The 13022-nt window shown below is 71.0% G+C and carries 13 protein-coding genes and 1 riboswitch; of the genes, 5 read left to right on the top strand and 8 right to left on the bottom strand.

The window, feature by feature from the left end; all coding sequences use genetic code 11:
• Positions 1-61: 61 nt before the first annotated feature.
• Positions 62-457 carry a helix-turn-helix domain-containing protein gene (locus AB0J55_RS39205; protein ID WP_364260859.1) on the top strand — a complete coding sequence of 132 codons (396 nt, stop codon included), beginning with the start codon at positions 62-64 and terminating at the stop codon, positions 455-457.
• Here AB0J55_RS39205 and thiD read toward each other — a convergent pair.
• From thiD to AB0J55_RS39190, 3 genes are all read right to left on the bottom strand, one after another.
• Entirely contained in the window at positions 454-1254 is an 801-nt protein-coding gene (gene thiD, locus AB0J55_RS39200) for a bifunctional hydroxymethylpyrimidine kinase/phosphomethylpyrimidine kinase (protein WP_364260856.1), read from the bottom strand. The genes AB0J55_RS39205 and thiD overlap by 4 nt on opposite strands.
• Positions 1251-2888 (bottom strand): phosphomethylpyrimidine synthase ThiC, encoded by a 1638-nt coding sequence (thiC, locus tag AB0J55_RS39195; RefSeq protein ID WP_364260853.1) that lies wholly within the window; start codon positions 2886-2888, stop codon positions 1251-1253. Before thiC ends, thiD begins: the two co-directional genes overlap by 4 nt.
• Positions 2882-3003, bottom strand: a riboswitch (TPP riboswitch). It overlaps the preceding gene by 7 nt.
• Before the next feature lie 38 nt (positions 3004-3041).
• Positions 3042-3953, bottom strand: coding sequence for a trypsin-like peptidase domain-containing protein (locus tag AB0J55_RS39190; protein WP_364260850.1), 912 nt, complete (start codon positions 3951-3953; stop codon positions 3042-3044).
• 201 nt (positions 3954-4154) lie between these two features.
• Here AB0J55_RS39190 and AB0J55_RS39185 point away from each other — a divergent pair, with 201 nt between their 5' ends.
• Positions 4155-6320: a glycoside hydrolase family 15 protein gene (locus AB0J55_RS39185; RefSeq protein ID WP_364260847.1), complete on the top strand. Its 2166-nt coding sequence runs from the start codon at positions 4155-4157 to the stop codon at positions 6318-6320.
• A gap of 52 nt (positions 6321-6372) precedes the next feature.
• Here AB0J55_RS39185 and AB0J55_RS39180 read toward each other — a convergent pair whose 3' ends face one another.
• On the bottom strand, positions 6373-6951 hold the full coding sequence (locus AB0J55_RS39180; RefSeq protein ID WP_364260844.1) for a peptide deformylase: 579 nt from the start codon (positions 6949-6951) through the stop codon (positions 6373-6375).
• Between the two features lie 155 nt (positions 6952-7106).
• On the opposite strand from AB0J55_RS39180, the gene AB0J55_RS39175 reads away from it, so the two are divergent.
• A complete protein-coding gene (locus AB0J55_RS39175) occupies positions 7107-7415 on the top strand; it encodes a DUF3263 domain-containing protein (protein ID WP_003101701.1) in 309 nt (102 codons plus the stop codon).
• Positions 7412-8050, top strand: a complete 639-nt coding sequence (locus tag AB0J55_RS39170) for a LytR C-terminal domain-containing protein (protein ID WP_364260841.1) — start codon at positions 7412-7414, stop codon at positions 8048-8050. Before AB0J55_RS39175 ends, AB0J55_RS39170 begins: the two co-directional genes overlap by 4 nt.
• Positions 8051-8093: 43 nt before the next feature.
• Here AB0J55_RS39170 and AB0J55_RS39165 read toward each other — a convergent pair whose 3' ends face one another.
• From AB0J55_RS39165 to AB0J55_RS39155, 3 genes are all read right to left on the bottom strand, one after another.
• A complete protein-coding gene (locus tag AB0J55_RS39165) occupies positions 8094-10358 on the bottom strand; it encodes an AAA family ATPase (RefSeq protein ID WP_364260838.1) in 2265 nt (754 codons plus the stop codon).
• A gap of 183 nt (positions 10359-10541) precedes the next feature.
• Positions 10542-11486: a CDP-diacylglycerol--serine O-phosphatidyltransferase gene (gene pssA, locus AB0J55_RS39160; protein ID WP_364260835.1), complete on the bottom strand. Its 945-nt coding sequence runs from the start codon at positions 11484-11486 to the stop codon at positions 10542-10544.
• A gap of 3 nt (positions 11487-11489) precedes the next feature.
• Positions 11490-12215: a phosphatidylserine decarboxylase gene (locus AB0J55_RS39155; RefSeq protein ID WP_364260832.1), complete on the bottom strand. Its 726-nt coding sequence runs from the start codon at positions 12213-12215 to the stop codon at positions 11490-11492.
• 238 nt (positions 12216-12453) lie between these two features.
• Between AB0J55_RS39155 and AB0J55_RS39150 the strand changes: the two genes are divergently transcribed.
• Positions 12454-12666 carry a hypothetical protein gene (locus tag AB0J55_RS39150; RefSeq protein ID WP_364260829.1) on the top strand — a complete coding sequence of 71 codons (213 nt, stop codon included), beginning with the start codon at positions 12454-12456 and terminating at the stop codon, positions 12664-12666.
• A 40-nt stretch (positions 12667-12706) separates the two neighbouring features.
• Here the strand turns inward: AB0J55_RS39150 and AB0J55_RS39145 are convergent, their stop codons facing one another.
• On the bottom strand, positions 12707-12991 hold the full coding sequence (locus tag AB0J55_RS39145; protein WP_364260826.1) for a GlsB/YeaQ/YmgE family stress response membrane protein: 285 nt from the start codon (positions 12989-12991) through the stop codon (positions 12707-12709).
• Positions 12992-13022: the final 31 nt, after the last annotated feature.

The raw sequence follows: 13022 nt of genomic DNA, 5'->3' as shown, positions 1-13022 counted from the left end.
CCATCCTCGGATCGCCGGTCACTTTTCGCCAGAAGGCACTTATCGGTATAGTAGGTACCTGATGGATACCACCTGTGACCAGGGCGGACCCTGGGATGTGTACCTCCGCAACTGCCCGTGCCGGGACGTGCTGGATCTGCTGGCCAACAAGTGGACGGCCCTCGTCCTGGGCGCACTGGCCCGCGGCCCGCACCGCTTCGGCGAGCTGCGCCGCGCGGTCGACGGGATCAGCCAGAAGATGCTGACCCAGAACCTCCGCCAGCTGGAGCGCGACGGCTTCGTGACGCGCACGGTCTACCCGACCACGCCACCGACGGTGGAGTACGCGCTGACGGAGATGGGCGCGGAGGTGGGCGCGCACCTGATCGCGCTGAGCAACTGGTCGCAGGCCAACTTCGGCCGCATCCGCACGGCCCGCGAGGAGTACGACGGCCGGGAGCTGGAACCGGTCCGCTAGTCCTTGTCGAGCACCCAGAACGGCGAAACCGGGCCCACGCCCGCGCCCAGCGGGTAGGACTCCGCGACGCACCGCTCGATGAACCTCTTGCCCGCCGCCACCGCGTCCGGCACCGAGGCGCCCTTCGCGAGCGATGCCGTGATCGCCGACGCCAGGGTGTCGCCGCCGCCGTGGGTGTTCTCGGTGACGTAGCGCGGTCCGCTGAGGGAGATGTACTCGCGGCCGTCCGACAGCAGGTCCACGCAGTCTTCCGTGCCCTGCATGTGGCCGCCCTTCACCAGGACCCACTGCGAGCCGAAGGCCAGCAACGCCTCCGCCGCCTCGCGCTGGGAAGCCGGGTCCACGACATTCACCCCGGTCAGCAGCCGGACCTCGTCCAGGTTCGGGGTGATCAGCGTCGCGCGCGGGAACAGCTCCGTGCGGATCGCCTCCAGGGCGTCCTCACGCAGGAGCGAGTGTCCCGTCATCGAAGCCGCCACCGGGTCGACCACGAACGGGAACGGCCCGACTTCGTCCAGGGTCTTCGCCACCGCCCGGATGATCTCCGCCGTCGCCAGCATCCCGGTCTTCGCCGCGTTGACGCCCATGTCCGACGCCACCGCCTTGATCTGCGCGGTGACGACGTCGGCCGGGATCTCCGTGAAGCCCTGCACGCCCAGGGAGTTCTGCACGGTGACCGCCGTCAGCGCGACCAGACCGTGGACCCCGTTCGCGAAGAACGTCCGCAGGTCGGCCTGGATGCCCGCACCACCGCCGGAGTCCGATCCGGCGATGGTGAGGGCGGTCCTCGGTGTCACGGCTGGACCACCGGCAGGTAGACCTGGCCACCGGACTCGGTGAACTCGGCCGACTTCGAAGCCATGCCGGCCTCGATCGCCTCCACAGTGGACAGACCGTGTTCCTCCGCGTACTTGCGGACGTCCTGGGTGATCCGCATCGAGCAGAACTTCGGGCCGCACATCGAGCAGAAGTGCGCGGTCTTGGCCGGCTCGGCCGGCAGCGTCTCGTCGTGGAACGAGCGGGCGGTGTCCGGGTCCAGTGACAGGTTGAACTGGTCGTTCCAGCGGAACTCGAAGCGCGCCTTGGACAGCTCGTCGTCCCACTCCTGCGCGTACTTGTGCCCCTTGGCCAGGTCCGCGGCGTGGGCGGCGATCTTGTACGTGATCACGCCGGTCTTGACGTCGTCGCGGTTGGGCAGGCCAAGGTGCTCCTTCGGCGTCACGTAACACAGCATCGCCGTGCCGTACCAGCCGATCTGGGCCGCGCCGATGGCCGACGTGATGTGGTCGTACGCCGGGGCGATGTCCGTCGCGAGTGGACCGAGGGTGTAGAACGGCGCTTCGCCGCAGAGCTTTTCCTCGAGCTCCACGTTCTCCTTGATCTTGTGCATCGGCACGTGACCGGGACCCTCGATCATCACCTGGACGTCGTGCGAACGCGCGATGTGCGTCAGCTCGCCGAGGGTTTCGAGCTCGGCGAACTGGGCGCGGTCGTTGGCGTCCGCAATGGACCCCGGACGCAGGCCGTCGCCGAGGGAGAACGTGACGTCGTACTGCCGGAGGATCTCGCAGAGCTCCTCGAAGTGCGTGTACAGAAAGGACTCCTGGTGGTGCGCCAGGCACCACGCGGCCATGATCGACCCGCCCCGGCTGACGATCCCGGTGACGCGCCGCGCGGTCAGCGGGATGTAGCGCAGCAGCACGCCGGCGTGCACGGTGACGTAGTCGACACCCTGTTCGCACTGTTCGACGATGGTGTCGCGGTACACCTCCCACGACAGCTTTTCCGGTTCCCCGTTGACCTTTTCGAGCGCCTGGTAGATCGGCACGGTGCCGACCGGGACCGGCGAGTTGCGGATGATCCACTCCCGCGTCTCGTGGATCCGCTTGCCGGTGGACAGGTCCATGATCGTGTCGGCGCCCCAGCGGGTCGCCCACACCATCTTGTCGACCTCTTCCTCGACCGACGACCAGACGGCCGAGTTGCCCATGTTGGCGTTGATCTTCACCAGGAAGTTCTTGCCGATGATCATCGGCTCGGACTCGGGGTGCTTGCGGTTGACCGGGATCACCGCCCGCCCGCGGGCCACCTCGTCGCGCACGAATTCGGGTGAAACCCGTTCGCGCGCTGCGATGTACTCCATTTCGCGGGTGATGACGCCCTGTTTGGCCCAGCCGAGCTGGGTGTTGTGCTCGCGCCCGTCGGCCCAGCCGGCGCGCAGCCGGTGCAGTCCACTGTGGACGTCGATGGTGACTTCGGGATCCGTGTACGGGCCCGAAGTGTCGTAGACGTCGAAGTGTTCTCCGTTGGACAGATCGATCCGGCGCGCGGGGACCCGCAGCCCGGATTCGGTCTGGTGGTACACCTTGCGCGAGCCGGTGATCGGCCCGGTCGTGACGTTCAGGGCAGCATTCTCTTCCAAAGCCGTCAACGACTTTCACTCCCTACGCCGGCATTACCCGGTCAGGTTCATGCGGTCGGTGACACCGGGAGAACCCCAGTCACCCTCTCAGCCCGCCATGGCGCGAGCTCCCGCGTTGGTGTTGTGCCACCGACCATGCCACGCCGGAGCGCGATACTCAAGTCACCCGACCAACTCCGCCGGAGTGGCGTAGACGTCGACCATGGCCCCGTTGCGCAGCACGGTGATCGGCAGCGGGGTGCCGATCACTTCCGCGAACAGCTGCCGCTGGATGCCCTGGGCGTCCGAGACGTGGGTGCGCCCGACCGTCAGCACGAGGTCGCCGGCGCGCAGGCCCGCCCGGTCGGCCGGGCCGCCGGACACGACTTCGTGCACCCGCAGCCCGGCGCGCTGCCCGGTGCGCTCGGCGACGTCGTCCGGCAGTGGCGCGGGCACGCCGACCACGCCGAGGTACGCCCGCCGCACCCGGCCTTCGACGACGAGCGTGTCGATGATCCGCCGCGTGGTCGCGTTGATCGGCACGGCGAGCCCGAGCCCGATCCCGGCGACGGCGGTGTTGACGCCGACGACCCGCCCGGTGGAGTCGGCGAGCGCGCCGCCGGAGTTGCCCGGGTTGAGCGCGGCGTCGGTCTGGATGACGTCCTCGATCACGCGGGTCGTGCGCCCCTGCCGCACCGGCAGCGCCCGGCCGAGCGCGCTGACCACGCCCGCGGTGACGGTGCCGGAGAAGCCGAGCGGGCTCCCGATGGCCACGACGAGCTGCCCGACGACGAGCCCGTCGGCGTCCCCGAGCACGGCGGCCGACGGCGTCTCGCCGCGCGCCCGCAGCACGGCGAGGTCGGACAGCGGATCGGCGCCGACGACGTCGAACGGCACTTCGCTCCCGTCGGCGAAGGTGGCGACGCCGCGCCGGTGGTCGCTGACGACGTGGGCGTTGGTGAGCAGGTGCCCGTCCTCGGCGAAGACGACGGCGGAACCGCTCCCGCGCGCGAGCTGCACCCCGGCGACGTGCGGGGTGACGGTCGCGGCGACGGTGCTGACCGCGCGCGAGTAGGCGTCCATGGCCTCGTCCATGCGTACCTCGATTACAGCGTTGCAGGTACTACAATTCTGCGCCCGGAAATCGGCCCGGGACGTTCGCTGTCCGTGAACCGGTTCACCGGACCAGTGACGGTCAGTGGTTCACCGGATCGGACCATGCGCCGGTGAAGGATCGGCGGCAGACTCCCAAGTCGCTTCTGTAACGGTGCAGAAGCGATCTTCTGTGGGGTTGATATGCGAAAACTCATCTTCGGCGCCCTCGCCGGGGTGCTGGTCACCGGCCTGGTCCCGGCGACCGCGGCGGCTCAGGGCGAGGCTCCCGGCGCGCCCGGGGCCCATCCCAGCTGGCTGCCCGCGAACAAGACCGGGTTCGGCACGGCCCGCGACCGGTCGAGCAACGTCTGGTTCACCCTCCAGGGCGGCCAGATGTCCGAGGTCTACTACCCGGACCTGTCGACGCCCAGTGTCCGCTCGCTGAACTTCGTCGTCACGGACGGCCGCAGCTTCGCCGTCACCGACTACTCGGCGAAGTCCCAGCAGGTGCGGCGCACCGACGACGACAGCCTGACCTACGAGCAGACCATCACCGACGACCAGCACCGCTGGCGGCTGCGCAAGACCTACGTCACCGACCCGGCCGCCACGACGGTGCTGGTGGACGTCGACTTCCAGTCGCTGACCGGGCGGCCCTACCAGCTCTACGCGGTCGCCGACCCGGACCTGACCAACGACGGCTCCGACGACTCGGCCGCCCGCCGCGGTGACGCCGTCACCGCGCAGGACGCCACGAACGCGGCCGCGCTCACCGCGAAACCCGCGTTCACGAAGACCAGCGTCGGCTACGCGGGCGCGTCCGACGGGAACACGCAGCTCGCGAAGACCTTCAAGCTGGCGCAGTACGACACCGCGGGGAAGGGCAACGTCGTGCTGACCGGGCAGACGGACGCCGACGGTCTCCGCCACCGGCACGTCACCCTCGCCCTCGGCATGGGTGCGAAGGCCGCCGACGCGCTCGCCAGCGCGCAGGCGTCGCAGCGACGCGGCGTCCGCGAAATCACGCGCGCGTACGACCGCGGCTGGCAGCAGTACCTGCGGGGGATCAGCAAGCCGCCGTCGTCGCTGAAGACCGACGCCGAGCGCGACCTCTACCGGGCGTCGATGCTGACGCTCGCCGCCAGCGAGGACAAGCACCACCCGGGTGCCTTCATCGCGTCGCCGAGCATGCCGTGGCGGTTCGGGAACAACGACCCCGAATGGTCGCCGTCCGGGACCTACCACCTCGTCTGGCCGCGTGACCTCTACCAGATCGCGACCGGCCTCGCCGCCGGCGGCGACACGGCGGCGGCGAACCGCGCGGTGTCCTACATGTTCGGCACGCAGCAGCAGGCCGACGGGCACATGCCGCAGAACAGCCGCGTCGACGGCGTCCCGTACTGGACGTCGATCCAGCTCGACGAGACCGCGTTCCCGATCGTGCTGGCCCAGCAGCTCGGCCGGACCGACCTGTGGCCCGGCGTCCGCAAGGCCGCCGACTTCATTCTGGGTTATCGCGGGCCGAACGGGCAGGCGTCGCCGTACACCCAGCAGGAACGCTGGGAGGAGCAGGACGGCTGGTCCCCGTCGACCATCGCCTCGGTGATCGCCGGGCTCGTCTGCGCCGCCGACCTCGCTTCGCACAACGGTGCCGCGGCCGACGCGGCGCGGTACCTCGCCGCGGCCGACAAGATGAAGGCCGACCTGCCGAAGCAGACGATCACCACGAACGGGCCGCTGTCGAAGGACCCGTACTTCGTCCGGCTCACCAAGGACGCCAACGCGAACAACGGGACGACGTACAACCTCGGCAACTCGAGCGTGACGATGGACCAGCGCGCAGTCACCGACGCGGGCTTCCTCGACCTGGTCCGGCTCGGCATCTACCGCGCCGACGACCCGGTGATCCGCAACAGCGTGCGCGTGACCGACAAGGACATCGCCTTCACCACGCCGACCGGCCAGTTCTGGCACCGCTACACGAAGGACGGCTACGGCGAGCAGGCCGACGGTTCGCCGTGGGACTACACGTTCCCGGCCGAGAGCCGTACGACGTTCGGGCGGCTGTGGCCGCTGCTCGCCGGCGAGCGCGGCGAGTACGAGCTGACGCTCGGCGATCCGGCGTCGGCCGCGCGGCGGCTGCGTGACCTCGGCCGGGTGAGCAGCTCGGCGGAGACCATGCCGGAGCAGGTGTGGGACGAGAACCCGCCGTCCGGGCAGACCGGCTTCCCGGCCGGCACGCCGAACACGTCGGCGACCCCGCTGGCCTGGACGCACGCCCAGTACGTCCGGCTCGCCTGGGACGTCAAGGCGGGCTCGGTGCTGGAGACGCCTCGCGTCGTCCGCTGCCACTTCCTCGGCTGCTGACCACTCTTGAAACGACGAAGGGCCCCTCGTGCGCGAGGGGCCCTTCGCGGGTTCAAATGACGGCGCCGTCGTCCTCGGGGGTGCGCGGGGGCAGCCACTTGTTGCCCGGGACACCCCATTTGTTGTGCTTCAGCATCTTCTTCGCCGCGCGGGCGTGCCGGCCGACCAGGCGGTCCAGGTAGATGTACCCGTCCAGGTGATCGGTTTCGTGCTGCAGGCAGCGCGCGAAGTAGCCGGTGCCCTCGACCTCGATCGGGTTGCCGTCGAGGTCGGCGCCGGTCACCTTCGCCCACTTCGCGCGGCCCGTCGGGTACGACTCGCCGGGCGCCGAGAGGCAGCCCTCCCAGTCGTCGTCCGGGTCCGGCATGGTCTCCGGGATCTCCGACGTCTCCAGCTTCGGGTTGACGACGACGCCCTTGTGGCGCACGCCCTCGTCGTCCGGGCAGTCGTAGACGAACACCCGCAGGTCGAGGCCGATCTGGTTGGCCGCGAGGCCGACGCCCTCGGCGGCGTACATCGTCTCGAACATGTCGTCCACGAGCGTGCGCAGCTTCTCGTCGAACTCGGTGATCTCCCGAGTCGGCTGGTGCAGCACGGGTTCGCCGGCGATCACGATGGGGTGGATGGTCACGGCGAGCCAGTTTAGTCGGACCCCTCTGGTAGACCTGCATCAGACCGTGACGCGCCGACGTCGATGCCCACGTCGGTGCGTGCTTCCGTGGTTGAATGGCGCCCGCGGAAGAGCTAGGTCTGAATCGCCAGGACGCCCGATTGAGAGGGACTCGGATGGACGCCGCGGAGTCGATGGCTGAGCCGCAGCCGTCGCCGCCGAAGCCCGTGCCCGGCCTGACCGAACGCGAGGTCGAGATCCTCGCTTTCGAGCGTCAGTGGTGGCGGCACGCCGGGGCGAAGGAGAACGCCATCCGCGAACGCTTCGACCTGTCTGCCACGCGCTACTACCAGCTGCTCAACAAGCTGCTGGAGAAGCCGGAGGCGATCGAAGCCGACCCGATGCTGGTGAAGCGGTTGCGCAAGACGCGTGCCGCCCGCCAGCGCAAGCGAGGTGCCCGGCGACTGGGGATCGAACTGAAATGAGCGTTTTTTCGGGCATGTCCCGGCCGATGAAGGCCGCGGGCGTCGCGTTGGTCGGGGTGGCGATCATCGCCGCAGTCATCGGCGGGATCACCGCGCTGGGCGGTGGCGACGGATCGAACGAGGCCGGGCCGAGCGGGACGCCGACGCAGCCGGGCTCGTCCTCGGTGCCGCCTTCGACGTCTTCTTCCGCGACACCGCCGTCGACCTCGACCACGGCCGGCTCTTCGTCGCCCACGCCGTCGCCGACCTCGCCGGCCCCCGGCGGGCCGGGCTCGACCGCCCCGGGGCAGCCGGGGCAGCCCGGTCAGCCGGGTGGTGACCAGCAGGCGTCCAACAAGTGGGTGACCGTCCGGGTGTTCAACAACTCGACGATCAAGGGCTTGGCGGACCGGGCGGCGGAGGACTTCCGCGGCGCGGGCTGGAACGTCAACGAGGTCAGCAACTACTCCCAGGGCATCATCCCGACGACGACGGCGTACTACCGCCCGGGCACCGACGAGGAAGCCGCGGCCAAGCAGCTCGCGCAGGAGTTCGGCATCAAGGCCGAGCCCCGCTTCGAAGGCATCCAGAGCGCGAGCCCCGGGGTGATCGTCATCGTGACGAAGGAATACCAGAGCGGCCACAAGGGCAGCTGAACTTCCGGAAAAAGGCGGCCGTCGAGGTGACGGCCGCCTTTTTTCATTCGCCGGTCTGGGCCTTCGCGTAAGCCTCGAGGGCCGCCAGCTGGGCCGGGTCGAGGCTCGGCCGGACCGTCTTCCTCGCCGTCTCCAGGTGCGCCGCCGTGACTTCGTGGGCCTCCAGCGACTCGCGCATCGCCGTCAACGCCGCTTCGCGGATCAGCGCCGCGCAGTCGGCGGCCGAGTAACCGTCCAGAGTGGACGCCACCGCGGCGAGGTCGACGTCCCCGGCCAGCGGGGTGTTCTTCGAGCTGGCCGCGAGGATCGCCGCGCGGGCCTCGGCGTCCGGCGGCGGCACGTAGACGCGGCGCTCGAGCCGTCCCGGCCGCAGCAGCGCCGGGTCGACCAGCTCCGGCCGGTTCGTCGCGCCCAGGACGACGACTTCGCGCATCGGCTCGACGCCGTCGAGTTCGGTGAGCAGCGCGGCGACCACCCGGTCGGCGACGCCCGAGTCGGACGACTGGCCGCGGCGCGGGGCCAGCGCGTCGATCTCGTCCAGGAAGATCAGCGCGGGCGCGGCCTCCGCGGCCCGGCGGAACAGTTCGCGCACCGCGCGTTCGGACTCGCCGACCCACTTGTCCATCAGCTCGGCGCCCTTGACCGCGAAGACGTTCAGCGCGCCGGTGCCGGCCAGCGCCCGCACGAGGAACGTCTTGCCGCCGCCGGGCGGCCCGTACAGCAGCACCCCGCGCGGCGGCTCGACGCCGAGCCGGGCGAACGAGTCCGGGTACCGCAGCGGCCACAGCACGGCTTCGGTGAGGGACTGCTTGACGTCGACCATGTTCCCGACGTCGTCCAGGGTCAGCCCGCCGGTGGCCAGGTTGTCCGAAGTGGACATCGAGACCGGGCGGACGGTGGCCAGCGCGTCCAGCAGGTCCTGCTGCGAGATGCGCGGCTCGTCGGTGTCGCGCTGGCGCAGCGCGGCTCGCAGCGCGGCGTCCCGGCGCAGCGCGATCAGGTCCGCCGCGACGAAGCCCGGCGTCCGCTCGGCGAGGACACCGCAGTCGATGCCCTGGTCGAGCGGGACGTCGCGGAGCAGGACGTTCAGCAGCTCACGGCGGGTTTTCGCGTCCGGGAGGGCCAAGCCGAGCTCGCGGTCCAGCAGGTCCGCCGAGCGCAGCCGCGGGTCGGCGGACTCCGCGCGGGCTGTCGTCGCGACGACGGCGAAGCGCTCGCGTTTGAGGGCTGACCTCAGTTCCTCCAGCACGACGGTGGCGACCGGCGGCGGCGTGGCCGCGGGCAGCAGGGCGTCGACGTCGGTGAGCAGGAGGACCGACGGGCCTTCGGCGGCGTGGATGGCCTCGCGCAGGCGCGCGACGGCGACGTTCGGGTCCAGCACCGCGAGGTTCGGCGCGGCCAGCGGGATAATCTTGATGTCGGCGTCGTGGGCCACCGACCGCACGAGTGTCGACTTGCCGACACCCTCGGGGCCGGACAGCAGGACGCCGAGGTGGGCGGGCGCGCCGAGCCGGGCCAGCAGCTCGGGCCGGTGGAAGGCGAGGTCGAACCACTCGCCGAGCTTGCGCGCGGCGGCTTCGGCGCCGATCAGGTCGGCCAGCGGCAGGGCCGGCTCCTCTTCGGCGGTGACCTCGTCCTCGACGATCTCCGCGTCGATCCACTCCTCGGCCGCGGTGACGGCGGAGGTGCGCACCAGCGCGGTCGCCGTCCGGGGCGCGGCGGAGCCGGCGGGTGCCGGCCGCGCGCCGTCCCGCCAGGTGACCACTGTGGACGGTCCAACCGCGACGGTGCCGGCGGGCTCGGTGGCGGTGACGGTCAGCAGCTCGTTCGTCCAGGTGGCGCCGATCGCGCGGGACAGCTGGCCGCGCAGGCCGGCCGGGTCCGACCCCGGCGACGGCGCGAGGTCCTGCGGCAGCAGCGAAACGGCGTCGCCGACGGTGAGGACCTTGCCGATCAGCGCGAGCCGCAGCATGTGCGGGCTGACCGAGACGCTGGCCAGCCGCGACCCGGCCACGGTCACCGTCTTCGCGGCCGCGACCTCGGCCGGCGCGACCACGACCTCCGAGCCCTCGGTGACGCCCAGGTTCGACATGGTGACGTCGTCGGTGAGCAAGATGCCGGGCACGCCGGTGTCGTCGGCGGGCGCGGCGAGTGCGGCGCTGACCCGCGCCCCGGTGAGGTGCACGGCGTCCCAGGCCCGCAGGCCGAGCGCATCGAGGACTTCGGGATGCAGCCGGACGACGCCCCGGCGCGTGTCCAGCGCGGACGGCGTGTGCCGGACGGTCAGCGTGATCTGCGGGTGGCTCACGCCGTTCACCCTAGCGAGCCCCGCCCCCGTGTCGCCCCGGCAATCACGCGAGTTGACCCTTCAATCACGCGTGTCGACCCGTCGATCACGGGGTCGGCGTGATCGGAGGCGTGACTCGCGTGATCGGGGAACCGACACGCGTGATTGGGAGGTCGACACGCGTGATTGGGGGGTCGACACGGCTTACTTGCGGCGGAGGCCGATCTGGCGCCAGGTGCGGCGGCGCTGGCCGTTTTCCGAGGTGACGCGGGGGGTGCGGGCCGTCTCGCGGGGGAGGCGGACCGCGCGCATCGCCGCGCCCGCCACCCGGCGGCGCAGCGGTCGGCGCAGGCCGAGGCGGCGGGGGGAGCGGGCCCGGCGGATCGCGCGGCGCTCGCTCGGCGGGACCGTCCAGGCCTCCGGGTGCGCGGCCAGCCAGCGGTGCCGGTGGATCGAGTACGGGATGTGCGCCAGGTACAGGATCATCGCCGCGACCAGCGCGACCAGCGGGAACTGGATGATCGCCGCGGCCAGCAGGGCGACGCCGATCAGCAGCGGCGCGATCGCCTTGGCCGGCGCCTTGACCGTCTTCAGCGACAGCGTCGGGATGCGGCTGATCAGCAGCGCCGCGATCGCGATCGTCCACGCCCACACGACGTACTGCGACGACCACCACCCCGAACCCCACTGCAGGTACGCCACCAGCGGCAGCATCGCCAGCAGGCCGCCCGCCGGCGCCGGGACGCCGACGAAGAACTCGCTCGCGTACGGCGGCTGTTCGGTGTCGTCGAGCAGCGTGTTGAACCGGGCCAGCCGCAGGATCATGCAGACGGCGAAGATCAGCGACGCCACCCAGCCGATCCGGTCCGCGCCGGTCTGCCACACGTAGATCACCAGCGCCGGCGCGACGCCGAACGAGATGCCGTCGGACAGCGAGTCCAGCTCGGCGCCCATCTTCGACGTCGCGTCCAGGAGACGCGCGATCCGGCCGTCCAGGCTGTCGAGCACTGCCGCGATGCCGATCGAGGCGATCGCCATCCCGTAGTTCCTGGTCAGCGCGAACTGCACGGCCGACAGGCCCGCGCACAGCGCCAGCACGGTGATGGCGTTCGGGAGCAGCCGGACGCCCGGCGTGGTCACGCGGACCATCGATCAGCCTTCCGAAGGCGTGGCGGGGAGTTCGGCGATCACGGTCTCGCCGCCGACCGTGCGCTGGCCCTTGCTGACCAGCACCGTCGAGCCCGGCGGGAGGTAGAGGTCGACCCGGGAGCCGAACCGGATGATGCCGTACGTCGATGCGGCCCCGACCTTGTCACCCTCGCGGATCTCGCACAGGATGCGGCGCGCGACCAGCCCGGCGATCTGCACGACGACGAGCTCGTGGCCGTCTTCGGTGCGCATCAGCACGGAGTTGCGCTCGTTGTCGTCGCTGGCCTTGTCCAGGTCGGCGGAGAGGAACTTGCCGGGCCGGTAGGCCACGCGCTCGATCACGCCGTTCGCCGGCACGCGCTGGACGTGCACGTCGAACACCGAGAGGAACACCGAAACCCGCATCCGCGGCTCGGCGGGCAGGCCCAGCTCGGCGGGCGGCACGGCTTCCTCGATCAGCGACACGAGACCGTCGGCCGAGGCCAGCGCGACACCGTCACGCGGCGGCGGGACACGCTTCGGCTCGCGGAAGAACGCGGCCGTCGCCACCGTCGCCAGTGCCCCGACGAGGCCGAGGCGCTTGGAGAACCGGCGGGCCAGCAGCGTCGCGGCGACGCCGCCCGCCACGAACGGGCGACCCGCGGGGTGCATCGGCGGCAGCGTCTCGCGGGCGAGCTGGAGGGCGTGCGCGACTGGGTTGCCGGCGGGCTCCGGCCGGGTGCCGCTCATGGTCGGGTCCCCTGGTTTCGTGTCGGAAGAATGGTGGGTGCCGGAGGTCCGGCGGGCGCCACCACGCTACCGCTGCCCCAGGTGAGGGTGTCCGTGCGCCCCACCCCGGCTCCTCCGGGAGGGGGTCACCGCGGCGGGTGGGAATGATCGACCGCTCGTAACGCAAAGTCGATTTCGGCGACGACACTGAGTAGTTGCCGCCGTTCGGGGCGCTGGCCCGCGAGACCTGTGAGGATCGATGACCGACCGCCGCGATCTTGCCGAAGCCCGGCTTCGCGAGCTCCTGGGCGCGTGGCGTCAGGAGATCGACGAGGTCCCCGTGCCGCCGCTCGTCGACCCCGTGCGCGCGGTCGACGTCGTCATCGAGGCGGGGAAACGGGGCCGGGTGCATCCGCCCCCCGACGGCGCACGCACCCGGCCACCGGGAGATGCGCGTGAGGGAAGAGTCTAGCGGCCGGCGGCCCCTTGATCACTGTTCGCCGACGTAAAAGTTACCAACGGTCACTCGGACGCCGGGTGCGCCCGCTGATCAGCCGGAGGATCGCCAGCAGCACGACGGCGCCGAGGATGGCCACGCCGAAGCTGGGGAAGTCGAAGTCGAACGTCTTCGCCTGGCCGGTCGCGAGCCGGTAGATCAGGCCGCCCAGAGCCGCGCCGACGATCCCGACGAGCACGCTGATCAGGCAGCCCTGCCGCTGCCGCGACCGCCCGCCGACGACCAGGTTCGCGGCCCAGCCGACGATCGCGCCGAAGATCACCCATGCGACGAAACCCATGGCGGAAGCTTACGCGAGCAGATGCACAAGA

This window comes from Amycolatopsis sp. NPDC049688 (assembly GCF_040674975.1).
Taxonomy (GTDB): domain Bacteria; phylum Actinomycetota; class Actinomycetes; order Mycobacteriales; family Pseudonocardiaceae; genus Amycolatopsis.
The sequence above is the reverse complement of the archived record's forward strand: the minus strand, read 5'-3'. Positions and strand labels throughout refer to the sequence as shown.

What these genes read in the sequence shown, in the direction of transcription:
- AB0J55_RS39205 (WP_364260859.1), top strand. Translation starts at nt 62, where the DNA reads ATGGATACCACCTGTGACCAGGGCGGACCCTGGGATGTGTACCTCCGC.
- AB0J55_RS39190 (WP_364260850.1), bottom strand. Translation starts at nt 3,953, where the DNA reads ATGGACGAGGCCATGGACGCCTACTCGCGCGCGGTCAGCACCGTCGCC.
- AB0J55_RS39185 (WP_364260847.1), top strand. Translation starts at nt 4,155, where the DNA reads ATGCGAAAACTCATCTTCGGCGCCCTCGCCGGGGTGCTGGTCACCGGC.
- AB0J55_RS39175 (WP_003101701.1), top strand. Translation starts at nt 7,107, where the DNA reads ATGGACGCCGCGGAGTCGATGGCTGAGCCGCAGCCGTCGCCGCCGAAG.
- AB0J55_RS39170 (WP_364260841.1), top strand. Translation starts at nt 7,412, where the DNA reads ATGAGCGTTTTTTCGGGCATGTCCCGGCCGATGAAGGCCGCGGGCGTC.
- pssA (WP_364260835.1), bottom strand. Translation starts at nt 11,486, where the DNA reads ATGGTCCGCGTGACCACGCCGGGCGTCCGGCTGCTCCCGAACGCCATC.
- AB0J55_RS39155 (WP_364260832.1), bottom strand. Translation starts at nt 12,215, where the DNA reads ATGAGCGGCACCCGGCCGGAGCCCGCCGGCAACCCAGTCGCGCACGCC.
- AB0J55_RS39150 (WP_364260829.1), top strand. Translation starts at nt 12,454, where the DNA reads ATGACCGACCGCCGCGATCTTGCCGAAGCCCGGCTTCGCGAGCTCCTG.
- AB0J55_RS39145 (WP_364260826.1), bottom strand. Translation starts at nt 12,991, where the DNA reads ATGGGTTTCGTCGCATGGGTGATCTTCGGCGCGATCGTCGGCTGGGCC.